We start from the raw sequence: 26529 nt of genomic DNA on the forward strand, positions 1-26529 counted from the left end.
TGAAATATGCAAAAAAACCATAAAAAACAACCACTTACAACAGAACAAAAAAACTTACTTAACCAACTGCAAGATACCACTTTAATTGATGCTCGCCGTTTAGCTGGGCGTATTCGTGGGTTGGCAAATATCAAAAATGAAAACGCTAAACAAGCCATTCTTGCAGAAATTGAGGTGGATTTGACCGCTTGTAAAAGTCGCTATCTCACGCGCAAACAACAAGCCGAACAACTGAAAATTGAGTACCCTGATCTGCCTGTTTCCGCTCGCCGTGACGAGATCTTAAAACTGATTGCCGAACATCAAGTGGTGGTGATTGCAGGGGAAACGGGGTCGGGTAAAACTACGCAGTTGCCAAAAATGTGTTTGGAACTAGGGCGTGGGGTAAAAGGGCTAATCGGGCATACGCAACCTAGACGTATCGCGGCTCGCTCGGTGGCAACACGCATTGCCGAAGAGTTGAAATCGGAACTGGGTTCGACTATCGGATATAAAGTCCGCTTTAACGATCAGATGAGCGATAACACCCTCGTCAAATTGATGACGGACGGTATTCTGCTTGCCGAAATCCAAAACGACCGCTATCTCAATCAATACGATACGCTAATTATTGACGAAGCCCACGAACGTTCGCTTAACAATGATTTTATTCTCGGCTATCTCAAACAAATTTTAGCAAAACGCCCTGATTTGAAGGTGATCATCACATCAGCAACCATTGATGTTGAACGTTTTTCTAAACATTTCAACAATGCACCGATCATCGAAGTATCAGGCAGAACTTATCCTGTGGAAGTGCGTTATCGCCCGATTGTAGAGGAAGAGGATCAAGACCAACTACAAGGCATTCTCAATGCAGTGGACGAACTGCAAGCGGAAGGTCGGGGCGATATTTTGATTTTTATGAACGGCGAGCGAGAAATTCGTGATACTGCCGAAGCCTTGCAGAAGCAGGAACTTCGCCATACGGAAATTTTGCCGTTATATGCCCGTTTATCGGCAGTGGAACAGCAACGCATTTTTAATCCAAGCAATCTAAACCGTATTATTCTGGCGACTAACGTGGCGGAAACCTCGCTGACAATCCCAAATATCAAATATGTAATTGATACAGGAACGGCTCGAATTTCCCGTTATAGCTATCGTACCAAAGTTCAGCGTTTGCCAATTGAGCCGATTTCCCAAGCCTCCGCCAACCAGCGTAAAGGGCGTTGTGGGCGTATTTCGGAGGGGATATGTATCCGCTTGTATTCGGAAGACGATTTTAACGCACGTCCGCAGTTTACCGATCCTGAAATTTTGCGGACAAATCTGGCTTCGGTTATCTTGCAGATGACAGCATTGGGTTTGACGGATATTGCTTCGTTTCCGTTTGTGGATGCACCGGATCAACGGCATATTCAAGATGGTATTCGTCTTTTAGAAGAATTAGAAGCCATTGTAGGGACGCCACGCTTGGCGTCCTTGAACAACATCAAAACGGACGCCAAGCATGGCGTCCCTACACATAAATTGACGGAAATCGGCAAACAACTCGCCCAACTCCCTATCGATCCTCGTCTAGGTCGTATGGTGATCGAAGCGGCGAAAAATGGTAGTTTGCACGAAGTGATGATGATCGTATCGGCATTATCTATTCAAGATCCCCGTGAGCGTCCGCAGGAAAAACAGCAATCGGCAGATGATAAACATCGCCGCTTTGCCGATAAAGAGAGCGATTTTTTAGCTTTTGTGAACCTGTGGCATTTTATTCAAGAGCAACAAAAGGAACTCACCAAAAATCAGTTCCGTAAGCTCTGCCAAAAAGATTATCTCAACTATCTGCGAGTACGTGAGTGGCAGGATATTTATCATCAGCTTCGCCTTGCGGTGCGTGAAATGGGCTTGCCGATTAACAGTGAACCAGCAAATTATCAGCAAATTCACACCGCTTTATTATCGGGCTTATTGTCGCATATCGGCTTGAAAGATAACGAAAAAATGCACTATTTAGGGGCGAGAAATGCCCATTTCTACCTGTTCCCTAATTCTGTACTTTTCAAAAAACAGCCGAAATGGGTAATGGCGGCAGAATTGATTGAAACCACTAAATTGTGGGGGCGAATGGTGGCACGAATTGAGCCTGAATGGGTTGAGCCACTTGCAAAACACTTAACCAAATCCAGTTACAGCGAACCACGTTGGGCGAAATCAAAAGGGGCGGTGGTTGCCGATGAAAAAGTCTCGATCTACGGTATTCCGATTATCGCCAGCCGCCCTGTGATGTATGGAGCAATCGATCCTGTTGTCAGCCGTGAAATTTTTATCCGCTCAGCTTTGGTGGAAGGCGAATGGCACAATAATTACAAATTTTTCAAAGAAAATAACCGCTTGATCAAAGAGATCGAAGAGTTGGAACATAAATCTCGCCGTCGAGATATTTTAGTGGATGAGCAAGTTCTGTTTGAATTTTACGATCAGCGGATCGGCACATATGTCGTTTCCAGCAAACATTTTGACAGCTGGTGGAAAAAAGCGTCACAGAAAAATCCTGAACTGCTGAACTTTGAAAAATCGTTCTTGATGAACGACAACGCAAACAAAGTCAGTGAGTTGGATTTTCCAAATTTCTGGTATCAAGGTTCGCTCAAACTGAAGCTGAGCTATCAATTTGAAATCGGCTCGCAAGCGGACGGCGTGACGGTACATATTCCGTTACCGTTGCTGAACCAAGTGGATACGCACGGCTTCGACTGGCACGTTCCAGGACTACGTCAAGAGCTTATCATTGCATTGATTAAATCACTACCGAAAGCCATTCGCCGTAGTTTTGTGCCTGCACCAAACTATGCAGAAGCGTTTTTATCTCGTGCAGAGCCGTTTAAAAAACCATTGTTGGAAAGTTTGAGTTATGAACTTCGCCGAATGACAGGGGTTTTAGTTGAGCCTGAACAATGGGATTTAAGTCAACTGCCACCGCATTTGCGGATCAGCTTCCGTGTGATTGATGAAAAAGGCAAAAGCCTTGCTGAAAGTGAAAATCTTGATGAGCTGAAATTTAACTTGAAAGACGAAGTGCAAAATACCCTGTCTAACATTGCCGATGACGGCATTGAGCAAAGCGGTGTGCATTTGTGGAATTTTGCAGATTTGCCACAATTTTACGAGCAGAAAAAACAGCATTTTAGCGTGAAAGCCTACCCTGCGATTGTCGATGAAAAAGATGCCGTTGGGATCAAGCTGTTTGAAACGGAATTTGAGCAAGCCAAAGCAATGCAAGCAGGCTTACGCCGATTGTTATTGCTAAACGTGCCGTCGCCGATTAAATATCTGCACGAAAAACTGCCGAATAAAGCCAAACTCGGTTTATATTTTGCACCGTTCGGCAAGGTGTTAGAGCTAATTGACGACTGTATCGCCTGTGCGGTGGATAAATTGATGGAAGAGTTTGGTGGCTTTGTCTGGTCGGAAGAAAAATTTAACGCCCTTCACGACTACGTTAGAGCGAATTTAAACGATACGACGGTCGAGATTGCCAAACAGGTTGAGAAAAATCTCACCCTTGCCTATGAAATCAACAAACGCCTAAAAGGTAAGCTGGATTTCACAATGGCATTTGCCCTGTCAGACATTAAAGCCCAAATCGACGGTTTGATTTACCCTGATTTTGTCACCAAAACGGGCTACAAACGCCTTGCAGATTTACACCGCTATCTCACCGCTATCGACAAGCGGTTAGATAAGTTAGTGGTGGATAGCAACGCCGACCGCGCCAAAATGTTACGAGTGGAACAGGTGCAAAACGCCTATCAACAACTGTTGGTGAAACTGCCAAAATCCAAACCGATTTCCGATGAAGTCTTGGAAATTCGTTATATGATTGAAGAGTTGCGTGTCAGCCTGTTCGCCCAACAGCTTGGCACCAAATATCCGATTTCGGATAAGCGGATTTTGAATAGTATTTCTGAATTTAAATAGTAGTAAGCGTATGAAAATCCCATTTTTCATACGCTACCTATTTTAATCAAAATTCCTCATTTACAAATTGAATAACTAACTCCAAGTCTTTTGGCCATTCTGATAGTAATGTAATCCACATCATAATATTGCTCTCCCAATCATTACCATTATCCGTTTGCGCTAATTGTGCAATTTGTTGTAAACGGCACAATCCAACTGAGGCAAGTGCTCCTTTAATTTTATGAGCTTCATCTAACGTAGCCTTTCTCAGTTGTGGATCTTGAGTTATTCGCCAATTTTCATGAAAATTGGCTAGATTCTGCATATATTCCGGCATAAATTTAGCAAACAGATCGAAATTGGCTAAGAGCGCACTTTTTCCCATCACATCAATAAGCTCTTTGAGCATTTTCTGATTGAAAGGATAGTTTTCGCTCTGTTGCTCCGTTACAAGCGGTGAGTTTTCGTTGGTATTTTGCAAAAAGCCGTCGTCAAAATGGCGGTTGAGACAATCTGATAATGCTTCAAGGGATAGCGGTTTACGTAATACATCATCCATTCCTTGTTTCTGATATTCTGCTTTCGTTTGCATAATGTTTGCCGTTAAAGCAACTAATAATGGCAAGTAATCAACATCTCCATTTTCATAAAATTGACGTAATTTTTGAGCAATTTCAACGCCCGTAGTATCAGGTAGTTGAATATCTAATAAAATTAAGTCGTAACTATTTTTCTCAAATAAATCAAAGGCTTCCGCTCCTGTCATTGCGACATCAACCTCACAGCCAAATTTATCTAACATTGCTTTAGCAACGACGATATTGACTTCAATATCTTCGACTAACAGTACTTTTAAAGCATGGGTATTGATTGCCACTTCTTTATTCTGACAAGCTTCATCCGCTTGAATAACTAATGTAAAAGTAGCCCCTTGATTTAATTCACTTTCGACAGTTAAATCACCGCCCATTAAGCGTGCAATTCGCTTAGAAATCGCCAAGCCAATACCACTTCCCTGTGCTTTTTTGCCTTGAGAATTTTCTGATTGATAGAACATTGCGAAAATCTTACGATGCTCACTTTTCTTAATACCAATGCCAGTATCTTTTAAAATAAAGGCATAGTGTTCTTGATCTCGTCGCTCTACTTTTAAATAAATGTCGCCACCCGCAGGAGTAAATTTGACTGCATTATTGACTAAATTCCATAAAATTTGGCTCAGTCGGGCATTATCTACAAAAACAAAATCAGGCAGATTATCATCGTATTCAATATGAAATTTAATTTTTTTCTGCTCAGCCATTAAATTCGCAAAATGGCTAATGTTGCTAATAATCTGAGAAAATTCCACTTCGCTACGGAAAAGCTCAATTCGACGGCTATCAATTTTTTCTAAATCAATGATGTCACTAAAAATATGCCCTAGTGAGACTGCGCTAACATTAATCGTTTTTAAATACTCTCTTTGCTGTTCTGAAAGCTCTCCTTCTAGCAAAATTCGGCTCAAGCCAATAATCCCATTTAAAGGCGTTCGCAATTCATGGCTAATGGTCGCCATAAGTGTGGATTTATCTCGGCTATTTTTTTCAATCACTTCTTGATAACGTTTACGTTCGGTAATATCACGCCCAAACCCCATAATACAATGGCGCTGATTTACACGATCATAATAAGGCACTTTCCGAATTTCAAAACAAGACAGCTTATTATTCGGATGGCGAATCCATTGTTCATAAGTAATGCCTGTATTACTAATTAAGGTATCTCGATCCGTATCTAAAATCAGCTTTGCGGTTTCTTCAGGGTAAATATCTTTGGGGGTTAGATGAATTAGCTCTTTTTCAGAACGCCCCGTTAAAATTTCCATCGCCCGATTACAACCGAGAAACTCGCCATTTTCGTTACGATAAAACACTAAATCCGGTGATGCATCAAAAAAAGAACGTAAAAACTCCGCTTGTTGCTCAAGTTCTACATTCAAGCGAGCATCATGTTCTCGTAATAAAGAGAGATCATTAAGTGATTGTTCTAAGCGGATACGAGAGCGCTCTAATTTTTCTACAATTAAGTTGAAAAAATAGATAACAAAGGGCGCTGAAATTAATCCAAAGGCGATTGAACGCAAAATATCATCAGCGTGCACTTGTCCTGTGAAAAACCAGCTTAATAGGCTTTGAGTGACAATCGCAAAAATAGCGAGCACGAAAAGTCCGAAGAGTGCGGATTTTCCCTTTCCTAGTCTTAGAACCCAATTTACATACCTTTGTGCATACTGCTTTGGATTTTTCATTTTTCCCCCATAAAAAAACAGCTCCGTTACGGGAGCTATTTTAACCTTTATCGCCAGTAGAATAAGCAAATAATTGCAACTATCGCAACTGCTACACCCACATAGTTGATTTTATTAATTTTTTCTTTAAATGCAAAAGCACCTATTAATGTACCTAAACAGATAACCCCTAAGTTCATGCCTGTAAAGACAAGAGTTGGATCATCTTTCATCACTTGGTGAGCTTTGATGTAAAACAGAATATTGCCAAAGTTAAGTGCGCCAAGTAATAAACCGACTAACACGCTCGGCACATGCCATTGCGTACGTTTAAGCAATAAATAGATGAACATCACACAGCCAGCGCCGATAAAAGAGATGAGTAGTGTCAATGGGAAAGCTGAACCTGTTTTTGCCATCTGCTTAAATAGAATATCAATTACCCCAAAACCAACCCAAACTAGCGCAAGACTGATAATCGCTGTTTTACCGCCTTTACTGCCCATGCCTTCATTACTTTTCCAAAGCAAGCAACCTAATGCCGCAAACGCCAACACTAAGGCCAATAATTTATTGGAAGTCACCGCTTCACCAAAAATAGTAAAGGCGGCAAAAATCGGTAGGAATAAGGATAAGCGTTGTGCTGCATCAGTACGGATAATTCCAGCAAACTCAAGGGCTTTAGCTTGAATTAAAAATACCGTTGGCAACAGAATTCCTAATGCGAAAAAGAGATAAGAAGATGGATTATTGGCAACTATATCCACTAAGCTTTGTCCCTTAAAATCAGGTTTTAATAAAAAATAACATAGACTGGTCGCCACGATATAGTTCACAGCAATACTTTGTGCAATAGCAATGCCTTTTGAGCGTGCAATTTTAATAAGCACACCAACAGACACACTACATAAAATGGCTAAGATAAGTTCTAACATTTTGTACTCCTTTATGGGAAATAAAAAAACGGGCTATTTTACAAAATTTTATTCATCGTTTTTAAAAATGGAGATCGGATTTGCAAAATTTTTGCAAAATGTTACCGCTTGTAATCCACTTTTTCAGGTTGCTCCACCAAAATCAAAATAGCCGCATCACCGCCCCACTCTCTTGGTGCTTGATGTAACGCAATCACTTTAGGATGTTGAACAAGCCAACGGGGGATTTGGTATTTCAACGCCCTTGTGCCATAGCCTGTCATAATACTGGCACAATAAATTCCTTCTCGCTCGCAGGCTAAAATTAAACTCGCTAATTCCTTTTTTGCCATTTCTTTAGTCAAACCGTGTAAATCTAAAAAAAGCTCAGGGTGAAAGTCACCACGACGCAACTGTTTTAAAATATAAGGATCAACATCTTCTCGACGGTATTTCACTTTATCATTTTCTTCAGTTAATAACGGCTCATATTCATCGGAAAAATAGAACAAGGTATCCGCTTTTTCTTTTAACTCTCGAATTTCATTGACTTTTTTACGTGGCTCAGCCTTAGGGACAAAAGTATCTTGTTTGATTTTCTTTGTTCCCTTTATCGCTTCTCGAAACAAAGCCAATTCATCATTTTCTAACATAATCTTTCCTTTTAAATTAATCAGCCCATTCTAACACAAAGGGAAATATGGTATAAAACGGCAATTTTTCAAAATAGGTATTAAATATGTACGAACATAACCTTGAACTTCTTGATGAAATCGCCTCATCGCCTGTCGCTGACGATCTTGCTACTATTTTAGATATGATGCGTTGGGCATACAGCTATTTTAACGCCTCTGATCTCTACTACGGACACGGACACGACAATGCGTGGGACGAAGCTAATCAACTGGTTTTAACCGCCCTTGCATTGCCAATGGACGTGCCAGAAACACTCTATGCTTCACGCTTAACCCGTGTAGAAAAAGAACGCATTATTGAAATGGTAGAACAACGTTTAGGCTTACGCAAACCTGTCGCTTATTTAACAAATTCTGCGTGGTTCTCTGGCTTAGAGTTTTACGTTGATGAACGAGTGATAGTGCCACGCTCTCCAATCGGCGAATTAATTCAACAAGGTTTTACGGGGATTTTACGAGCTGAACCAAAACGTATTTTAGATATGTGTACAGGAAGTGGCTGTATTGCGATTGCTTGTGCCGACAAATTCCCGAATGCGGAAATTGATGCGGTTGATCTCTCTGTTGATGCGTTAAATGTAGCTGAAATCAATATTGAACGACACAATATGGCTCATCGGGTATTCCCATTCCAATCAGATCTGTTCAACGATCTACCACAAGACCGTTATGATTTAATCGTGACCAATCCGCCTTATGTCGATCAAGAAGACTTAGACGATATGCCAGAAGAATTTCACCACGAACCCGAAATGGCATTAGGTTCGGGGGTGGACGGCTTGGATATTACCAAACGTATTTTAGCTCAAGCGGCAGATTTCTTATCCGATAACGGTGTATTAGTCTGTGAAGTGGGTAACAGTATGGTGCATTTGATGGAGCAATTCCCAAGCGTGCCATTCCACTGGCTTGAATTTAAAAATGGTGGATTAGGGGTATTCAGTTTAACCCGTGAGCAGTTGATTGCAAATCGTCATTTGTTTGCGTAAAGATAAATTTTTCTAATTTATTTCATCAAAAAAATTAAATTTCATTGCCATTTATCCTCTTTTTCGGTATATCTACACTTAATTTAGTTTTACCGTTTAAGAGGATAATTTTATGAGCCAAATCTATGAATCAATGCGTAGTAATATTCATATGTTAGGAGATTTTTTGGGTGAAACCATTCGTGATGCCCAAGGGAATGAAATTTTAGATTTAATTGAAAATATTCGTATGTTGTCTCGTGCATCACGTTCAGGTGATGAAAAATCACGTGAGCAACTTCTTGATATTCTTGCAAATATTTCAAATGAAGATGTTATTCCTGTGGCTCGTGCATTTAGCCAATTTTTAAACTTAACGAACATTGCGGAGCAATACCACACGATTTCTCGCCACAATAAAGATGCGGCTTTAGGTGAACGCTCTATGGGTGCTTTATTTGCCCGTTTGAAAGCGCAAAATGTCCCTACCGAAAAAGTGATTGCGACCATTGAAAAATTGTTGATTGATTTAGTGCTAACCGCACACCCAACGGAAGTCACTCGCCGTTCTTTAGTGCATAAACACGTAGAGATTAATCGCTGTTTAAGCCGTTTAGAACACGATGACTTGACCGATGCAGAAACCACAAAACTTAAACGCCGTTTAATGCAATTAATTGCGTTGGCTTGGCATACCAACGAAATCCGTACCCAACGCCCGACCCCTGTTGATGAAGCGAAATGGGGCATGGCAGTTATCGAAAATAGCCTTTGGAAGGCTGTGCCTGAATTTTGCCGTCAATTAAATTTCCATTTAGAAAAAAACTTCGGTGTACAACACCCTGTTGGGCTTGCACCTGTACGTTTCTCTTCTTGGATGGGGGGCGACCGTGATGGCAACCCGTTTGTTACCGCAGAAACGACTCGCAAAGTGTTGCGTATGAACCGTTACAAAGCGGCAGAACTTTTCCTTGAAGATATCAAAACATTGTCAGATGAGCTTTCTGTTATCCATGCGACAGATGCCTTCCGTGCAAAATATGGCGATCATTTAGAGCCATATCGTGCAGTTGTTAAAGAGCTACGTACTAAATTAATTAAAACAGTTGCCTACTACGATGAGCTTTTACAAAATAAACCACTCACCGTTAATTATGATGAAATTCTAACTGACGACGAACAACTCTGGGAACCGCTATACGATTGCTACCAATCGCTCCACCAATGTGGCATGCGTATTATCGCCAACGGTGGATTATTAGATTGCTTACGCCGTATTCGTTGTTTTGGTTTAGGTTTATCTCGTTTAGATATTCGTCAAGAAAGTACTCGTCACGAAATGGCGATTGCAGAAATTACGCGTTATATCGGTTTAGGGGATTATTCACAATGGACGGAAGATGACAAACAAGCATTCCTTGTGCGTGAATTAAGCTCTCGCCGACCGCTTGTACCAACCAACTGGACACCAAGCCCTGAAACCAAAGAAATTTTAGATACCTGTAAAGTGGTTGCAGAACAGCCTGAAGGCGTAATCTCTGCCTATGTGATTTCTATGGCTCGTGAAGCATCCGATGTATTAGCAGTCCACCTTCTCTTAAAAGAAGCAGGTTGTAAAACCACTATTCGCGTTGCACCATTATTTGAAACCTTAGATGACTTAGATCGCTGTGAAAAAGTAATGACTGAGCTTTTTAATATCGGTTGGTATCGTGGTGTGATCAATAATCAACAAATGGTGATGATCGGTTATTCTGACTCTGCAAAAGACGCAGGGATGTTGGCTGCCTCTTGGGCACAATATCGCGCACAAGAAGCGTTAGTCAACTTATCTGAAAAATACAATATTGAATTAACCCTATTCCATGGACGTGGCGGTACTATCGGTCGTGGTGGTGCGCCAGCGCACGCTGCATTACTTTCTCAGCCACCACGCTCTCTCAAAAATGGCTTACGTGTAACAGAACAAGGCGAAATGATCCGCTTCAAATTAGGTTTACCTGCGGTCGCTGTCTCAAGCCTAGACTTATACGCCAGTGCGATTTTAGAAGCAAATCTATGCCCACCGCCAGAGCCAAAACAAGCATGGCGAGATGTGATGGATAAAGGCTCTGAAATCTCTTGTGACATTTATCGTGGTATTGTGCGTGGCGAGCCTGATTTTGTTCCTTATTTCCGTGCTGCAACGCCTGAACAAGAGCTATCAAAATTGCCACTTGGCTCACGCCCAGCAAAACGTAATCCAAATGGCGGTGTAGAAAGTTTACGTGCTATTCCTTGGATCTTCGCTTGGATGCAAAACCGTTTAATGTTACCAGCATGGTTAGGCGCAGGCCAAGCGTTACAGCAACTTATCGACCAAGGAAATGAGACATTATTAAAAGAAATGTGCACCGAATGGCCGTTCTTCTCAACCCGTATTGGTATGTTAGAGATGGTCTTCAGTAAAGCGGATTTATGGCTTGCGGAACATTATGACCAACGCCTTGTACCACAGCATTTACACCGTTTAGGAAACACCTTGCGTAGCCAATTAGAAGCTGATATTAAAACAGTTCTCTCATTAGCTCACGAAGGACAGCTCATGGCGGATTTACCTTGGATTGCAGAGTCTATCGCGCTACGTAATATCTATACAGATCCGCTGAACCTATTACAAGTAGAGCTACTCCACCGCTTACGTTCAGCTGGGGAAAACTCTACCCCTGCACTAGAGCAAGCCCTGATGATTACTATCACAGGTATTGCAGCGGGTATGCGTAATACAGGCTAGTTGTAAAATTTCGTGCTAAACAGACCGCTTGTAGTCACTTACAAGCGGTCTGTTTGTTTCTATCTTTTACAAATTCCCCATAATATCCAAGGCATCACTTAATTTCTTCACGGTAAAGACTTCCATTCCCTTAATCGCTTTTTTCGGGGCGTTGCCGTGAGGAATGATCGCACGCTTAAAGCCGTGTTTTGCCGCTTCACTAATTCGCTCTTGTCCGCTTGGCACAGGGCGAATTTCCCCTGCTAAACCAACTTCGCCAAAGACCACCAAATCTTGCGGTAACGGACGATTGCGGAAGCTAGAAATGAGTGCCAGCAATAGAGCTAAGTCGGCACTGGTTTCAGTGACTTTTACACCGCCGACCACATTCACAAACACATCTTGGTCAGACATTTGCAAGCCACCGTGTCGATGTAACACCGCAAGCAACAGTGATAAGCGGTTCTGTTCTAGCCCCACCGCAACACGGCGAGGGTTGGCAAGCATTGAGTGATCGACCAATGCTTGAATTTCTACCAACAACGGACGAGTGCCTTCCCATAATACCATCACCGAACTGCCTGAAGTCTGTTCTTCGCTACGGCTTAAGAAGATCGCCGAAGGGTTCTTCACTTCTTTTAAGCCTTGTTCTGTCATTGCAAATACGCCGAGTTCGTTCACTGCTCCGAAACGGTTTTTCTGACTGCGTAAGGTGCGATAACGCGAGTCCGCCTCCCCTTCCAATAACAGCGAAGCGTCAATGGCGTGTTCTAGCACTTTAGGGCCTGCTAAAGTTCCATCTTTCGTAACGTGCCCGACCATAATAATCGCCACTTGACGTGTTTTGGCATAACGTGTCAAAAATGCCGCACATTCACGCACTTGAGCCACACTGCCAGGGGAAGATTGAATATCCGCAAGGTGCATTACTTGAATAGAGTCAATCACCATCAGTTTGGGTTTTTCCTGATCGGCAAGGTTACAAATATGTTCGACTGAGGTTTCAGATAACATTTTTAGATTATCCGTCGGCAAGCCCAAGCGGTTAGCACGCATTGCCACCTGTTGTAGCGACTCTTCCCCCGTCACATAAAGGGTCGGCACACTTTGTGATAAACCGCACATTACCTGCAAGAGCAAGGTACTTTTCCCTGCGCCAGGGTGTCCGCCGATCAAAATCGCACTACCAGGTACAATACCGCCCCCTAGCACACGATCTAGCTCATAAAAACCACTGCTAAAACGTGGCACTTCCTGCAAATCAATTTCAGACAATCGCTGAATTTTGCCTGTCGTTTCCCCTGCATAGCCACTCAAGCGGTCACTTTTGCTCTCTTTTGCCGAAATCAGACGGACTTCGCTAATGGTGTTCCACGCTAAACACGCCTTACACTGTCCCATCCAACGAGCATATTCCGCGCCACAATCATTACATACATACGCAGTTTTTGGTGCTTTTGCCATTTTATCTTTCACTCTCAAATCAAAAAATTGCCCTATTTTAGCAAAAATACTGTGTAAATGAACAGGAAGAAAAAACGATTTTTTCGATCTACGTCGAAAAAATAAATGTTGCTCATCGCATTTTTTCTAAAAAGTGGCAGAGTAAATAAGGCGTAAATTCTACGCATTCATTTTAGAAGGACAATTTATGAAAAAAATCAGGTTAATTCGACCGCTTGCAAAAGCCTTTACCTTAATTGAGTTGATGATCGTGATCGCCATCATTGCTATTTTAGCCACGATTGCAATCCCGTCTTACACCAGTTACACCCAAAAGGCTGCACTCTCTGAGTTATTAAGTGCTTCTGCATCTTATAAATCCGATGTGGAAATTTGTATTTATAACGTAGGGGATAAAAAAATCTCGGAATGTAGTTCAGGTAAAAATGGCGTTCAAGCGGATAAAACCGATGTTGCCGATGCGAAATATCTTAAATCTATTTCCGTCGCTTCGGGGACAATCACCGTAGAAGGCAAAGGCAGCATTGATGGCTACGGCTACACAATGACCCCGAAATTTGCCAATAACAACATTACTTGGGCAACAAGCTGTCGAGGTTCTGACATTAGTTTATTCCCTGCGAATTTCTGTGGGACAAAAGCCACACAATAAATAAATGGGGTAGGACTTTTCTACCCCTATATAGATAAGGATTAACTATGTCCCAATACACCGTCTGCGAACAACAAACCGAACGCATTTTTGATATATCGCCTAGCCGTTGGCAACAAAATTGCGAAGAAAAAGAGCTGTTATTGCGTTATCTTGCCGTTCCTGTGCAAGAAACTGAGCATAAATTATGGCTTGCCGTTGATGATGAAAACAATCTCACCGCTTGCGAAATCTTTGCTTTTATGACCCATAAGCAGATTGAACCTGTGGTAATTGCTTCTGATGAGCTTAAATACCTGCTTAACGCACTCTCGCCTGAGCAACAACCCCTTTATGAAGAGAGCGAACTGGCTTTCGCAGAACAAGAGCAAGAACAGCTCAACTTAAGCGATCCGATTATTCAACTGCTCGATAATCTTTTTAAATTCTGTTTAACCCAAAATGCGTCTGATATTCATATTGAACCACGCAAGCAAAAATTGATTATCCGCTTACGCATTGACGGTGTTTTGCACCTGTATAAAAGCCTGTCTATTCAACTGGCAAGCCGACTTATTTCACGGATAAAACTGCTGGCGAAGCTAGATATTAGTGAATTACGCCAGCCACAAGATGGGCAATTTAGCTTTACTACCGCCTTGGCGGACACCCTTGATTTTCGGGTATCTAGCCTGCCGACGATCTACGGCGAAAAACTGGTATTGCGCCTACAAAAAAACAAACCAACCAGTTTTGATTTTCTGCAACTTGGCTTTAATCCACAACAGCAGACCACACTACTCAACGCCTTGAAACAACCGCAAGGGCTGATTTTAGTGACAGGACCAACGGGCAGTGGCAAAAGTATCACCTTGTATAGTGCCTTAAACTACCTCAACCAAATGGATAAACATATTCTCACCGCCGAAGATCCTGTGGAAATTGAGATTGACGGCTTAATTCAAACCCAAGTCAATCAAAGTATTAACCTTGATTTTAGCCAGCTATTACGCACCTTTCTACGCCAAGATCCCGACATCATTATGCTAGGTGAAATTCGAGATGAAGAGAGTGCAAAAATGGCATTAAGAGCAAGCCAGACGGGGCATTTAGTCCTTTCAACCCTGCATACCAATGACGCACTATTAGCGGTCGAACGTTTGTTACAACTGGGTATTCAAGAGTATGAAATCCAAAATTCACTACTGTTAGTCATTGCACAACGCCTTGTGCGTAAGCTCTGCAAAAAGTGTCGTGGCATAGGCTGTGATGAGTGCTATCAAGGCTATAAAGGGCGGATCGGGATTTACCAATGTTTAAGTAGAACTGCAAAAAAATTCGATAAACAGACCGCTTACTTGGACTTTTCCAGCTTACGAGAGAGTGCTAAACAAAAAATTGAACAACAACTAACCAACGAAATCGAAGTGGATAGGGTATTAGGCGATGAATAACATTTATGAATTTCAATGGAAAGGACGCAACCGCTTTGGACAAAAGCAAACAGGGCGACAGCTTGCCGAAAGCCGAGAAGTGCTAGAAAAACACTTGCAACAAAAAGGCTATAGCCAGTTACGCATTAGCCGACATTTTGCCTTGCCGACGGCACCGAAAAAGGAGGAAATTAATCAATTTATGCAACAGTTTGCATTATTAATTCAAGCCAAAATCCCCCTAAAACAGAGTTTGGTAATGTTGCTGGAAACTTGCCAAAATCGCACCTTTTACCGTTGGCAACAAGAGACAATCCGCTTGATTGAAGCTGGCTTTGCCCTATCCGTTGCCTTTGAAAAACAGGGGAAATATATCAATCCACAAGAGATCCAATTAATTAAAATGGCAGAAACAAGCGGTAATTTAGGGCTGATTTTAACCAATATTGCACAACGCCGTGAAAAATCGGAAAAATTAGCCAAGAAAATTAAAAAAATTCTCTTTTATCCCGTCTTTATTTTAGCTATTTCAATCACACTCTCTATTTTATTATTACTTTTTATTGTGCCACAATTTGCAGAACTTTATGGATCAAAAGGAAAATCATTACCCCTAATTACCGAAATACTCTTTAGCCTATCTCATTTTCTACAACACTCTATTTTAACGCTAATTATCTTATGTGCGTTATGTTTTCTTTTAATTCATATTTTAAATAAAAAAACAGATCTTATTCAACGCTTAAAATTGATTATCTTAAGCCATATTCCTATTTTAAAAGGCATTATCCAGTATTCACGCATTATCTTTTTTTGTCAAAATAGCAGTTTAATGCTGGCTTCACATATTCGTTTAGATACTGTACTTCATTCCTTTTTAGCCAATAAAAGTGATGATATTTTATTACAAGGTTCTCTAGCAACTACACTAACTTATTTAAAACAAGGCCATCGTTTAGCCGACAGTTTAGATCCAAAACTCTTTCCTACGGATATGTTACAGATGATTGCCATTGGCGAGCAGAGCGGAAAATTATCGCCAATGTTGCAACAAATCAGCGACGGTTATCAACAGCGGTTAGATTATCAAATTGATATACTTTCCCAATTATTAGAGCCGATGTTAATGGTGTTAATGGGAATTATTGTAGGAACTATTTTAGTCGGGTTATATTTGCCGATTTTTGATATGGGAGCAATGATAGAATGATGTTATTTTTATTGTCGATTTTACTTGCTTATTGGTTTCAAAAAGAAATGCAACATTTTCCAATACGAATTAATCAGCAAACTTATCAGGATTACCATTTATTAGTCCAATCGCCTTTAAGTTTGGCGGATTTTATTCATAAATCCACTTTACAGCCTAAATTTACATTTTTATCCTACGGTTTTTATATTTTATTTCCTGTTATAGTTTGGATATTTTACGATATAAACTTACCGCTTATTTTTATTCTTATCTGTCTAATTTATTTATCTTTATTGGACTATTTATATTATTTAACGGATATTCGCTATGTTTCAATTATTTTTGTCTTAGCATTATGGCAACTGCTTTTTTACCATTCCATTGAGCTAAATTCCCATATTTTTTCGCTTTTTATCACCATTCTCTTTTTTAGCTTATTCTCACTGCTTAGCCAGTTAATCTACAAAAAAGAGAGTTTAGGTTTAGGGGATATTCTTCTCTTTATTGCATTATCGCCTTTGTTTACCCTTGAAGAGATGATTTTATTACTGCTTTATGCGTCCTTATTTGGTTTAGCGTTTTATGCTCTCTATTTTTTATTCACCAAACAAAAACTTGCCCGATTACCTTTTATTCCCTTTATTAGCCTTTCGACTTTCTGGGGGATTATTGGTAAAATTTAATTCGTAGGGACACACTGCATGTGTCCTCAAAAATGAATATATACATATACAAAATATGGACACACGCAGTGTCTCCCTACATTTTATAGGAACTCCAATGACCTACACCGTAGCACTTACAGGCGGTATCGGCAGTGGTAAATCGACCATAGCCAATCTCTTTGCAATGTTAGATGTGTCAATTATTGACGCAGATATTGTTGCTCGCCAAGTGGTTGAAAAAGGCTCGCCGTTGTTAGCTGAAATTGTGTCGCACTTCGGCGAGCAAATTTTACTTACAAATGGTGAGCTAGATCGTACCGCTTTACGCCATATTGTGTTTCAATCGGAAAGTGAAAAACAGTGGCTAAATCAACTACTTCACCCAGCAATTCGTGCAGAAATGTTAAAGCAGTTGAATGAAAGCTCAGCCCCTTATGTGCTTTGGGTTGTGCCTTTGTTGATTGAAAATCAGCTAACCGAATTTTGTGACCGCATTTTAGTAGTTGATGTGTTACCTGAAATTCAGTTAGAACGAGCGACTAAACGAGATAAAAGCAAAGAAGAAACCATTAAGAACATTATGGCATCACAAGTGGATCGTCAGACACGATTAAGCTATGCCGATGATGTGATTGAAAATAATCTTTCCCTTGATGACAATGCGATTCATCTTGCACATCAAGTTGCAAAACTACATAAACACTATTTAACCCTTGCAAAACAAAAGGAAATTTTAAAATGACTATCGTGAATTGCCCAACCTGTGAAAGAGAAGTTGTTTGGTCTGCGGAAAGTAAATATCGCCCATTTTGTAGCGAACGTTGCCAATTAATCGATCTTGGCGAATGGGCTAATGAAGAAAAAAGAATTGCAGGAAATCAGACGGATAACGACGTTATGTCATCTGATTTAGCCTAATACAAGCGGTGAGATCTTACTATTTTTTTGCAAAATCTCACCCTTTTCTGTTAGCGAATAATGCCACGTGTTGAACGCTTAAAGAAATCTAAGAATAAGCTAACGGCAGCTTCCGTTTTCGCATATTGCTCAATTTCAGGCATTGCTTCTTCTAATGTTTTACCACTACGATAAATTAATTTATACACATTACGAATCGCGTGCATTGTCGCTTTCTCAAAACCACGGCGTTTTAAACCTTCTAGGTTTACGCCAAATGGCTGAGCGTGATTTCCCTGTGCCATCACATAAGGTGGTACATCTTGGCTAACCATTGAGCCACCGCCTAACATCACATGCGAGCCAATCACCACAAATTGATGAATAGCAGACATTCCACCTACAATGACAAAATCATCAAGGGTAACGTGTCCTGCTAAAGTCCCATTATTTGCAATAATACAACGGTTACCAATAGAGCAGTCATGTGCAATGTGGCAATTAATCATAAATAAATTGTCATTACCCACACGGGTTACGCCACCACCTTGTACTGTACCACGGTGAATAGTCACACTTTCACGAATACGGTTACGGTCGCCAATAATGGTTTTCGTCGGTTCACCTTGATATTTAAGATCTTGGTTAATTTCACCAATACTTGCAAATTGGAAAATGTGGTTATCTTCACCAATTTCAGTATCCCCTTGAATCACTACGTGAGAGTGAATTTTTGTGCGAGCGCCAATTTTTACCTCTGCGCCAATCACACAAAAAGGACCGATTTCCACATTAGCGCCAATTTTCGCCCCTTCTGCAACAATTGCAGATGGATGAATTTTTGCTGAAGAATCAATTAATTGCATAGTTATATCCCTCTCATTTAGGGCAATTTTATTTGCGAGCACACATTAAATCTGCTTCACAGACAATTTTACCATCCACATAAGCTTTTCCAGTAAATGCAGTAATGCCACGTTTCTCTTTGACAAAAGTCACTTCGATAATCATCTGATTACCTGGCACGACTGGGCGTTTGAAGCGAGCATTATCTACCGCTGCAAAATAATAGAGTTCATTCTCTTTTAATTTACCATAGCTTTTAATCGCTAAAACACCTGTTGCTTGTGCCATCGCTTCTAAAATTAATACACCAGGAAAAACAGGCTGGTTCGGGAAGTGTCCTGTAAAGCAAGGCTCATTCACGCTCACATTTTTTACTGCTTTCAGCCATTTACCTTCTTCAAAATCTACCACACGATCGACCAATAAAAACGGATAACGGTGTGGAAGCATTTCCATAATTTCTGTTACTTCAATAATTCTCGGTTCACGATTTTCTGTTTGTACTTCAGTTGTCACTTGTTAAGACCTCTTAAATAAATTATTCAGCTAAGCATTTTTCTAAGGATTTTAAACGTTTATTCATTTCATCAATATTCATCACTAAAGCTGCTGTTTTACGCCATTCTTTGTTGGTTTGTAATGGAATACCTGACGAATAGATACCTTTTTCTGTGATTGGTCGCATTACCATACCCATACCCGTGATAATCGCACCATCACAAATTTCCATATGTCCATTAATCACACTTGCACCGCCAATTTGACAGAAACGCCCAACTTTAAGGCTTCCCGCCATAATAACACCGCCAGCCACCGCAGTACCATAACCAATATGGACATTATGGGCGATTTGGCAAAGATTATCGATAATTACATTATCTTCAATCACCGTTGGATCTAATGCGCCACGGTCAATACAGGTACAAGCCCCAATTTCAACACAGTTTCCGATAATCACACCACCAGTTTGTGGAATTTTAATCCATTGCCCTTTATCATTAGCATAACCAAATCCGTCACTTCCAATCACGGCGGATGATTGAATTAAACAATCTGAGCCAATCTGTACATTATGGTAAACGGAAACATTTGCCCACAATTTTGTTCTTGCACCAATTTTGCTGTTTTTACCCACAAAACAACCTGCACCAATAATCGCATCATCGCCGATTTCCGCGCCACTTTCAATGACCGCATTTGCTCCGACAGAAACGTTATTACCTAGCTTAGCTTCAGGAGAAATCACAGCACTTTCAGCAATATTCTCTGCAGGTTTTGGCGTGCTATCCATATATTGCGCTAAAATGGCATAAGCTAGATAAGGATTAGCGACAACGATAAGGTTTTGATTTTCAGTGCAAAATTCAACATCTGCTTTTGTCACAATAATCGCACCAGCCTGGCTTTGTGCCAGCTGTGGACGGTATTTTGAATTTGAGATGAAGGTAATTTGATTGGCAGTTGCTTTATCTAAAGGAGCAATGCTTAAAATAGCTAAATCGGCGTTACCCTTTAGAGTACCGCCGATCTGCTCCGCTAAGTCACTTAAACGGAATCCAGCCATTATTTTTTCACTTCTTCTGGTTTAGGTTCTTCAGCTTTTACTTCGGCTACTGGAGCTGTAGTTTTAGCATCTTCTGTCTTAGGTGCTTCTGCTTTTGGTGGCTCAGGCATTTTTCCACCCATTGCAACAAGAATTTCTTCCGTAATATCTGCACTTTCATCTTTAGCATATAATGCTATTGATGGTGGAAGTACTAAAGTATAGCCTTTAGATTCTGCAACTTGTTTAATTTTCGCATTAATATCTTCAACGACTTTTTTCTGCACTTCTTCTGGCGTCATTGAACCTGATTCTTTTTGTGCTTTAGCGATTTCTTCTTGGAAAGCTGCTACTTTCTTTTGAAACTCTTCTGCACGTTTTTGAAATGCTTCACCTTTTTTACCAAATGCTTGCTCACGTTTTTGTAACGCTGCCACTTTATTTTGGAATGGTTTTGCTTCGGCGTTAATTTTATCTTGGCGAGCTTGAATCTCTTTTGCTCTTAATCGTGGTGCATCTTTTTCAAGCTGAGCAATTTTTTTCTTCATTGAAGCTTCTAAAGCTGTTTGCTCTTTTTGTAATGCTTGCGCATCGCTTTCAATTTTTTTACGTTCTGCAACTAAAGCTTTTTCATCTTCAGCAAGTTTTTTATTTTCTTCTGCTAATTTCTTCTCTTGCGGAGCAAATTTTTCTTCGCTCGCTTTCATAAATTTGGCGAATTTTTCACTTGCTTCAAGTGTTAAAGGGTGGTTTTGCATTAAGAAATTTGCGTCTGCAAAACCAATTTTATCATTTGCATTTGCTAAGTTTGATGTGAACGCTAATGCAGATGCAACTGCAGCAATTTTAAATAAATGTTTCATTAAATATCCTTAAAAATAATACGGTAGATTTGCAAATTATTTCACAAATCTAACCGCTTGTTAAAAAATTAGAATGTGCTACCAATACTAAATTGGAACTGTTCAATCTCGTCACCTTTATATTTCTTAATTGGTTTAGCATAAGAGAATACTAAAGGTCCAACTGGTGAGTTCCATTGGAACGCTACGCCTGCTGATGCACGGATACGTTTATAATCTTTGAAGTTTTCTAAGCCAAGATCTTTAAATGTCACAGGATCATTATTACTATAACCAATCACTGTAGATTCCTTCCATTTAGTATTCCAAACAGTTGCAGCATCTACGAATAATGATGTTCTTACATTATGTTGGTATTTTTCACTTATAAATGGAGTTGGCATAATCAGCTCTAAGCTAGCTGTTGCCATCGCATTACCACCGACTGTATCTCCATTGACATAACTAAATACTTTATTATTGTCTAAATAGACCGCTTTAGGACCAATCGCTCCATACGCAAAACCTCTCAATGAACCAATGCCACCTGCACTATAGGTTTGATAGAAAGGTAACTCTTTACCACCAAAACCATTTGCATAAGCGACACTCGCACGAGTAGAAATTACCCATTTATGTTCACGATTTAACGGTAAATAATTTCTAAAATCTGCGCTGAGTTTATAATATTTATTATCCGAACCAGGAATGGTCACTTTACCACCAATATTTGCGATCGTACCTTGAGTAGGGAAATAACCACGATTTAGACTGTTATAGTTCCAACCAAATGAGAAATCGAAATCATCGGCTTTAATCTTAGCATATTTATCCGAAGTCAAATCAATAGGAAACTGCATTGATTTCACATATAGCTCACGATTGTATTCACGTAATGCATTTTTAATCGTATCGTGCGTATATCCTAAACCTAAATAATATGAGTTATTTTCATCTACAGGGAAACCTAAGGTACCATTTACACCGTAAGTCTGGCGTTTATAGCTCGCTACCGTTTCATTTTTAGAGTTATCATAATCTTCATAGAAAATATTTCCACCAAGACTTACGCCATCTTTTGTGAAGTATGGTTCGGTATAACCTAAATTAATACTCGTACCGTAATCATTACGAGTACCATTTAAGCTAATAGTTGACCCCATACCTAAGAAGTTATCCTGTTTAATCCCAGCTTGATAACTAATACCACTTTCTGTACCATATCCAATACCGAAGTTGATACTTCCCGTATTACGCTCACGAATTTTATAAACAACATCAACTTGGTCTGCGGTATTTGGTACATTTTGATAATCCATTTCAACCGTTTCATAGAAACCTGTACGCTCTAAACGCGCTTTACCTAATTGTGTTTTGCTTGTTGAGAGCCATGCACCTTCTTGCTGACGCATTTCACGACGCAATGTTGAATCTGCAGTTACATCATTGCCTTCAAAACGAATTTTACGGACATAAACACGCTGTCCTGCATCTACAACGAAGGTTAAACGTACGGTTTTATTAGCTTCATCAAATGATGGGTGTAATTCAACTTTCGCCGAACCAAAACCATGATCACCTAAAACTTGCTTAATGCCTTCTTCATATTTCGTTAATTCATCTTTACGGAATAAATCACCTTGTTTGAAATCTTTTAACTGTTCATTCAGCTCTTTATCTAACTTAGCTGTATTACCTACGATACGAATATCACTAACGTTATAAGCATCGCCTTCATGAATTTTATACGTAAGATTTACTTCTTTTTTATCATCACTAAATACTGGTTGGGATGCATCAACGTTAAACTTCGCATAACCACGATTCATATAGAAATTGCGTAAATTTTCAAAATCTTGGTTGTAAGCTTGTTGCTCAAACTTGCTACTTGCAAAAATATTCCACCAAGAAACATCAGGTTGAATATCTAGTTGCTTCATTAACTCTTTAGATGAGAAAGCTTGATTACCTTCAAAAGTAATGTTCTTAACATAGGCTACATCACCTTCTTTAATATCTAACTTAACATCTACACCACCTTCTTGAGATTTTGTCACAATAGTATCAATAGTGGCGTTATAACGGCCAATAGAATGGTAATGATCAATTAATGCGGCCTTAAATGACTCTAATTTAGTTGCATCGTAAAGCTCACCTTTAGTAATAAGGTTTGCTTTTAAGTTTTGTTCTAGAGGATCTTTAGGAATAGCAGAGTTACCACTGATATCTACACTATTGATAATAGGATATTCTACCACCTTGATCACAAGCGTATTACCTTCACGCACTGCGCGTACATCTTGGAAGCGGTTTTGTACGAATAATTGGCGCACAACATTTGCAACATCGTTATCTGTGGCTGTTTGTCCGACTTTAACAGGAAGTGTTGGAATGATAGCAGCACTTGTTGCAGGCTGAACACCATCGATACGAATATCTTTTACAACAAAAGGGGCTGCAAAAGCGACACCATTTGCTACTAAAAGTGTTGAAAGTAATAGTTTTTTCATCTAAATGATCCTACTAGTTTAGTAAAATTATATTAACATCTAACCGCTTGTACGGTTAGAAATGAATTAAATCGTTGAACAAGGCAAAGCACATTAAGCCTAATACGAACGCAATCCCGACTTGTTGAAACCGAAAGTGAAATTTTTCAGGCAACGGTTTACCGCGAATGGCTTCACCACCTAACAATAACAGCTGTCCACCATCTAAAGGTAAAATAGGAAATAGATTCATTACCCCTAAATTCACGCTAATTAACGCCATGAAACTTAAGTAGTAAACCCAACCAATTTCTGCCGTTGCCCCCGCACCTTTCGCCATTGAGATTGGCCCGCCCATATTACTTAGAGATAAATCTCCCGTAATCAAATTGCCAATAAATTGCAAAATGGTATAGGTTAATGAACCGACTTTTTCAATGCTTTTGCTAAATGCCGTTAGCATATCATATTTCAATTCTGCTCGATACTTATCCGCTAATGTCTGATAAGTCGGAACAATACCGATAAGATAGCGACCTTCTTTTTCCGATTTCTCTGGCTGTAATTGGAAAAAGAGTTGCTGATTATTCCGCTCAATCGTTAAATGAACGATATTCCCTGTTTGCACTTGCTCTAATAAATATCGCCATTCAAAAGGCTTTGAATTTACCGTGATAATTTTATCACCAGCTAGAATTCCCGCCTTCGCTGAAACCGAATTTTCGACTACATTTTTAATAATTGGTTCAACATCAACACCTTTTGGACGAACACCTAACGTCGTTAATGGATTTTCTTTATTTCCATCGACATTCCAGTTACTCAAATCTAAGGTAAATTGACGAGAAATATTTTCATCAAAATGATTGCCTTCAATAACCACTTGCGACGCACCAACCTTACCCAACAAAGCTAAAGTCGCCTCTTCCCAGTTTTGAACTGCACGATTATCGACAGATTTAATTTCTAACTCAGGTTCTAATTTTGCATGGGCGGCAATAGAATCAGGAATCACTGATCCGATGACAGGTTTAACCGTCGGTACTCCTACATTAAACACAACCCAATAAGCCAAAATAGCAAATAAAAAATTCGCCACCGGCCCGGCAAGAACAATAAAAGCTCGCTGTAAAACGGTTTTACTCTGCAAAGATTGTGAATCAGGCAACTGATGTTCAGGCTCACCGTTATGCATTTGCACATAGCCACCTAAAGGAATTAAGGAAAAGGCAAATTCTGTACCTTGCTTATCCTTCTTACGCCATAATACTTTTCCAAATCCAATCGAAAAGCGTAGCACTTTTACTCCACATTTACGTGCAGCCCAAAAATGCCCGTATTCGTGTACGAATACTAGCACGCAGATTAGGATAAAAAAGGCGAGCATTGATGTCATCAAACAATCCTATAAGAAAAAGAAGAAGCCGATAGCAAACACAGGTACTGCTGCGGTTAAGCTATCAATACGATCTAAAATACCGCCATGTCCTGGAATTAAATTACTACTGTCTTTAATGCCCGCTTGACGTTTAAACATACTTTCACTTAAATCGCCTAAAATTGAAACCGCCACCGTAATCACTGAAAGTACGATAAACGCAGATGTATTTAATTCACGCCCAAATACGTTCTCTGGCGTAAGATTTAAGAAAATCACCGCAATAATCGCAGAAGTCATCACGCCACCAATCGCTCCTTCCCAAGATTTACCTGGTGAAACTTTAGGCGCAAGTTTATGTTTACCAAATGCACGACCGGCAAAATAAGCGCCAGAATCCGCCCCCCAAACCAATAGGAAAACATAGAGTAATAGATAAGTGCCTTGGTGTTCGTCGAGATTATATTGATAGAATCGTAAAGCCAATGTACCGATTAAAAATGGAATTAAGGTACAGAAGCCAAAAATGAACTTCGCTGCAACTGATTTAGCCCAAATCTCTGCGGATTTTGGATAACTAATTACCAATGCAAATGCAATTAACCACCAAAAACCACCAATAAATAGTAAAGGCGTTGTTTCATCGGTTAAAAAACGTGTTGCTTGAATATAAGATGTGCCCGCAATGATCGGAAAAATTAATAAGCAGGTCACGACAAAAGCGACAATAGCTCGTGCGATCGGGCGTTTAAAGCCTGCAAATTGCGCCCACTCCCACATTCCTAAAACAATAATGGCAGATAACCCTATCGTAAAAGCCAAAGGGGAAAGCCAAAATAGCGCTATCACCGCTAAAATAACCATCACGATTGCTGAAAGGACTCGTTCTTTAAGCATTGAATTTTCCTTATAAATTAACAACCACCAAAACGGCGATCACGTTGTTGGTATGCGATAACGGCATCGGTAAATGCCTTTTCATCAAAATCCGGCCATAACACAGGGCTAAATACTAACTCGGCATAAGCAATTTGCCATAATAAGAAATTACTAATTCGCTGTTCGCCACTGGTTCGAATTAATAAATCAACCTGTGGCTGATCTTCGGTCACTAAATGGCGCTGAACGTAATCAGGGGTAATCTCATCAACAGAAAGCTCACCGTTTTTTACCTGTAATGCAATCTGTTTCGTTGCTTGGGTAATATCCCAATAGCCACCATAATTCGCAGCAATATTTAAAATTAAGCCAGTATTATTCGCAGTTAATGCTTCTGATTGCGCAATACGATTTTGCAAACTGTCACTAAAAGCTGATTTATCACCAATAATTTTGAGTCGAATATTATTTTTATGTAATTTCTTAACTTCAGAATCCAAGGCTTTCATAAACAGCGTCATTAATGCAGAGACTTCTGCTTCAGGTCTTGACCAGTTTTCGCTACTAAATGCGTAAAGTGTTAGCACCTTAATACCATGTTTAGCTGCAAAATTTACTGCAGAACGTACCGCTTTCACACCGTTTTGATGTCCAAATATGCGTAATTTCCCTTGCTGTTTCGCCCAACGTCCATTGCCGTCCATAATAATAGCAACGTGTTGTGGCATATTTT

Annotated in this window: 21 protein-coding genes; 9 read left to right on the forward strand and 12 right to left on the reverse strand. The window is 40.1% G+C overall.

Annotated elements, in window-relative coordinates:
• Positions 1 to 6 precede the first annotated feature (6 nt).
• A complete protein-coding gene (gene hrpA / locus EXH44_RS01935; RefSeq protein WP_162856036.1) occupies positions 7 to 3957 on the forward strand; it encodes an ATP-dependent RNA helicase HrpA in 3951 nt (1316 codons plus the stop codon).
• 46 nt (positions 3958 to 4003) lie between these two features.
• Here hrpA and EXH44_RS01940 read toward each other — a convergent pair whose 3' ends face one another.
• The 3 genes from EXH44_RS01940 to smrB all read right to left on the reverse strand — a co-directional run bounded on the left by EXH44_RS01940 (position 4004) and on the right by smrB (position 7775).
• A complete protein-coding gene (locus EXH44_RS01940) occupies positions 4004 to 6229 on the reverse strand; it encodes an ATP-binding protein (protein ID WP_162856037.1) in 2226 nt (741 codons plus the stop codon).
• 47 nt (positions 6230 to 6276) lie between these two features.
• Positions 6277 to 7143, reverse strand: coding sequence for an EamA/RhaT family transporter (locus EXH44_RS01945; RefSeq protein WP_162856038.1), 867 nt, complete (start codon positions 7141 to 7143; stop codon positions 6277 to 6279).
• 101 nt (positions 7144 to 7244) lie between these two features.
• A complete protein-coding gene (smrB, locus tag EXH44_RS01950; RefSeq protein WP_162856039.1) occupies positions 7245 to 7775 on the reverse strand; it encodes an endonuclease SmrB in 531 nt (176 codons plus the stop codon).
• An 86-nt stretch (positions 7776 to 7861) separates the two neighbouring features.
• Between smrB and prmB the strand changes: the two genes are divergently transcribed.
• Positions 7862 to 8806: a 50S ribosomal protein L3 N(5)-glutamine methyltransferase gene (gene prmB, locus EXH44_RS01955; protein ID WP_162856040.1), complete on the forward strand. Its 945-nt coding sequence runs from the start codon at positions 7862 to 7864 to the stop codon at positions 8804 to 8806.
• Positions 8807 to 8918: 112 nt separating this feature from the next.
• Complete coding sequence (gene ppc / locus EXH44_RS01960; protein ID WP_162856041.1) at positions 8919 to 11558, forward strand: phosphoenolpyruvate carboxylase; 2640 nt, start codon at positions 8919 to 8921, stop codon at positions 11556 to 11558.
• Between the two features lie 66 nt (positions 11559 to 11624).
• On the opposite strand, the gene radA is transcribed toward ppc, so the two are convergent.
• On the reverse strand, positions 11625 to 13001 hold the full coding sequence (gene radA / locus EXH44_RS01965; protein ID WP_162856042.1) for a DNA repair protein RadA: 1377 nt from the start codon (positions 12999 to 13001) through the stop codon (positions 11625 to 11627).
• A 187-nt stretch (positions 13002 to 13188) separates the two neighbouring features.
• Here radA and EXH44_RS01970 point away from each other — a divergent pair, with 187 nt between their 5' ends.
• The 6 genes from EXH44_RS01970 to yacG all read left to right on the forward strand — a co-directional run bounded on the left by EXH44_RS01970 (position 13189) and on the right by yacG (position 17840).
• Entirely contained in the window at positions 13189 to 13653 is a 465-nt protein-coding gene (locus EXH44_RS01970; RefSeq protein WP_071610760.1) for a pilin, read from the forward strand.
• A gap of 47 nt (positions 13654 to 13700) precedes the next feature.
• Positions 13701 to 15086 (forward strand): GspE/PulE family protein, encoded by a 1386-nt coding sequence (locus EXH44_RS01975; RefSeq protein ID WP_162856043.1) that lies wholly within the window; start codon positions 13701 to 13703, stop codon positions 15084 to 15086.
• Positions 15079 to 16275, forward strand: a complete 1197-nt coding sequence (locus tag EXH44_RS01980) for a type II secretion system F family protein (RefSeq protein WP_162856044.1) — start codon at positions 15079 to 15081, stop codon at positions 16273 to 16275. Before EXH44_RS01975 ends, EXH44_RS01980 begins: the two co-directional genes overlap by 8 nt.
• Positions 16272 to 16940: a prepilin peptidase gene (locus EXH44_RS01985; RefSeq protein ID WP_162856045.1), complete on the forward strand. Its 669-nt coding sequence runs from the start codon at positions 16272 to 16274 to the stop codon at positions 16938 to 16940. The genes EXH44_RS01980 and EXH44_RS01985 overlap by 4 nt, the downstream gene beginning before the upstream one ends.
• Positions 16941 to 17037: 97 nt before the next feature.
• Entirely contained in the window at positions 17038 to 17664 is a 627-nt protein-coding gene (gene coaE / locus EXH44_RS01990; RefSeq protein WP_162856046.1) for a dephospho-CoA kinase, read from the forward strand.
• A complete protein-coding gene (gene yacG, locus EXH44_RS01995; protein WP_162856047.1) occupies positions 17661 to 17840 on the forward strand; it encodes a DNA gyrase inhibitor YacG in 180 nt (59 codons plus the stop codon). Before coaE ends, yacG begins: the two co-directional genes overlap by 4 nt.
• A 50-nt stretch (positions 17841 to 17890) precedes the next feature.
• Here the strand turns inward: yacG and lpxA are convergent, their stop codons facing one another.
• The 8 genes from lpxA to uppS form a co-directional block, all read right to left on the reverse strand.
• Positions 17891 to 18685: an acyl-ACP--UDP-N-acetylglucosamine O-acyltransferase gene (lpxA, locus tag EXH44_RS02000; protein WP_162856048.1), complete on the reverse strand. Its 795-nt coding sequence runs from the start codon at positions 18683 to 18685 to the stop codon at positions 17891 to 17893.
• A 28-nt stretch (positions 18686 to 18713) separates the two neighbouring features.
• Positions 18714 to 19121: a 3-hydroxyacyl-ACP dehydratase FabZ gene (gene fabZ, locus EXH44_RS02005; protein WP_244238750.1), complete on the reverse strand. Its 408-nt coding sequence runs from the start codon at positions 19119 to 19121 to the stop codon at positions 18714 to 18716.
• A gap of 82 nt (positions 19122 to 19203) precedes the next feature.
• Entirely contained in the window at positions 19204 to 20229 is a 1026-nt protein-coding gene (gene lpxD / locus EXH44_RS02010) for a UDP-3-O-(3-hydroxymyristoyl)glucosamine N-acyltransferase (RefSeq protein WP_162856050.1), read from the reverse strand.
• The gene (locus tag EXH44_RS02015; protein ID WP_162856051.1) at positions 20229 to 21071 is read right to left on the reverse strand and encodes an OmpH/Skp family outer membrane protein; all 843 of its coding nucleotides are present in this window, start codon (positions 21069 to 21071) and stop codon (positions 20229 to 20231) included. The genes lpxD and EXH44_RS02015 overlap by 1 nt, the downstream gene beginning before the upstream one ends.
• Before the next feature lie 68 nt (positions 21072 to 21139).
• On the reverse strand, positions 21140 to 23560 hold the full coding sequence (gene bamA / locus EXH44_RS02020; protein WP_162856052.1) for an outer membrane protein assembly factor BamA: 2421 nt from the start codon (positions 23558 to 23560) through the stop codon (positions 21140 to 21142).
• A gap of 55 nt (positions 23561 to 23615) precedes the next feature.
• Complete coding sequence (rseP, locus tag EXH44_RS02025) at positions 23616 to 24935, reverse strand: RIP metalloprotease RseP (protein WP_162856053.1); 1320 nt, start codon at positions 24933 to 24935, stop codon at positions 23616 to 23618.
• A 9-nt stretch (positions 24936 to 24944) separates the two neighbouring features.
• Complete coding sequence (locus EXH44_RS02030) at positions 24945 to 25814, reverse strand: phosphatidate cytidylyltransferase (protein ID WP_162856054.1); 870 nt, start codon at positions 25812 to 25814, stop codon at positions 24945 to 24947.
• 17 nt (positions 25815 to 25831) lie between these two features.
• Positions 25832 to 26524 carry a polyprenyl diphosphate synthase gene (gene uppS, locus EXH44_RS02035; RefSeq protein WP_162857512.1) on the reverse strand — a complete coding sequence of 231 codons (693 nt, stop codon included), beginning with the start codon at positions 26522 to 26524 and terminating at the stop codon, positions 25832 to 25834.
• Between the last annotated feature and the right edge of the window lie 5 nt (positions 26525 to 26529).

This window comes from Actinobacillus indolicus, from assembly GCF_004519515.1.
Taxonomy (GTDB): domain Bacteria; phylum Pseudomonadota; class Gammaproteobacteria; order Enterobacterales; family Pasteurellaceae; genus Glaesserella; species Glaesserella indolica_A.

Coding starts and splice junctions, on each gene's coding strand:
- hrpA (WP_162856036.1), top strand. CDS start 7: ATGCAAAAAAACCATAAAAAACAACCACTTACAACAGAACAAAAAAAC.
- EXH44_RS01940 (WP_162856037.1), bottom strand. CDS start 6,229: ATGAAAAATCCAAAGCAGTATGCACAAAGGTATGTAAATTGGGTTCTA.
- EXH44_RS01945 (WP_162856038.1), bottom strand. CDS start 7,143: ATGTTAGAACTTATCTTAGCCATTTTATGTAGTGTGTCTGTTGGTGTG.
- smrB (WP_162856039.1), bottom strand. CDS start 7,775: ATGTTAGAAAATGATGAATTGGCTTTGTTTCGAGAAGCGATAAAGGGA.
- prmB (WP_162856040.1), top strand. CDS start 7,862: ATGTACGAACATAACCTTGAACTTCTTGATGAAATCGCCTCATCGCCT.
- ppc (WP_162856041.1), top strand. CDS start 8,919: ATGAGCCAAATCTATGAATCAATGCGTAGTAATATTCATATGTTAGGA.
- radA (WP_162856042.1), bottom strand. CDS start 13,001: ATGGCAAAAGCACCAAAAACTGCGTATGTATGTAATGATTGTGGCGCG.
- EXH44_RS01970 (WP_071610760.1), top strand. CDS start 13,189: ATGAAAAAAATCAGGTTAATTCGACCGCTTGCAAAAGCCTTTACCTTA.
- EXH44_RS01975 (WP_162856043.1), top strand. CDS start 13,701: ATGTCCCAATACACCGTCTGCGAACAACAAACCGAACGCATTTTTGAT.
- EXH44_RS01980 (WP_162856044.1), top strand. CDS start 15,079: ATGAATAACATTTATGAATTTCAATGGAAAGGACGCAACCGCTTTGGA.
- EXH44_RS01985 (WP_162856045.1), top strand. CDS start 16,272: ATGATGTTATTTTTATTGTCGATTTTACTTGCTTATTGGTTTCAAAAA.
- coaE (WP_162856046.1), top strand. CDS start 17,038: ATGACCTACACCGTAGCACTTACAGGCGGTATCGGCAGTGGTAAATCG.
- yacG (WP_162856047.1), top strand. CDS start 17,661: ATGACTATCGTGAATTGCCCAACCTGTGAAAGAGAAGTTGTTTGGTCT.
- lpxA (WP_162856048.1), bottom strand. CDS start 18,685: ATGCAATTAATTGATTCTTCAGCAAAAATTCATCCATCTGCAATTGTT.
- fabZ (WP_244238750.1), bottom strand. CDS start 19,121: ATGGAAATGCTTCCACACCGTTATCCGTTTTTATTGGTCGATCGTGTG.
- lpxD (WP_162856050.1), bottom strand. CDS start 20,229: ATGGCTGGATTCCGTTTAAGTGACTTAGCGGAGCAGATCGGCGGTACT.
- EXH44_RS02015 (WP_162856051.1), bottom strand. CDS start 21,071: ATGAAACATTTATTTAAAATTGCTGCAGTTGCATCTGCATTAGCGTTC.
- bamA (WP_162856052.1), bottom strand. CDS start 23,560: ATGAAAAAACTATTACTTTCAACACTTTTAGTAGCAAATGGTGTCGCT.
- rseP (WP_162856053.1), bottom strand. CDS start 24,935: ATGACATCAATGCTCGCCTTTTTTATCCTAATCTGCGTGCTAGTATTC.
- EXH44_RS02030 (WP_162856054.1), bottom strand. CDS start 25,814: ATGCTTAAAGAACGAGTCCTTTCAGCAATCGTGATGGTTATTTTAGCG.
- uppS (WP_162857512.1), bottom strand. CDS start 26,524: ATGCCACAACACGTTGCTATTATTATGGACGGCAATGGACGTTGGGCG.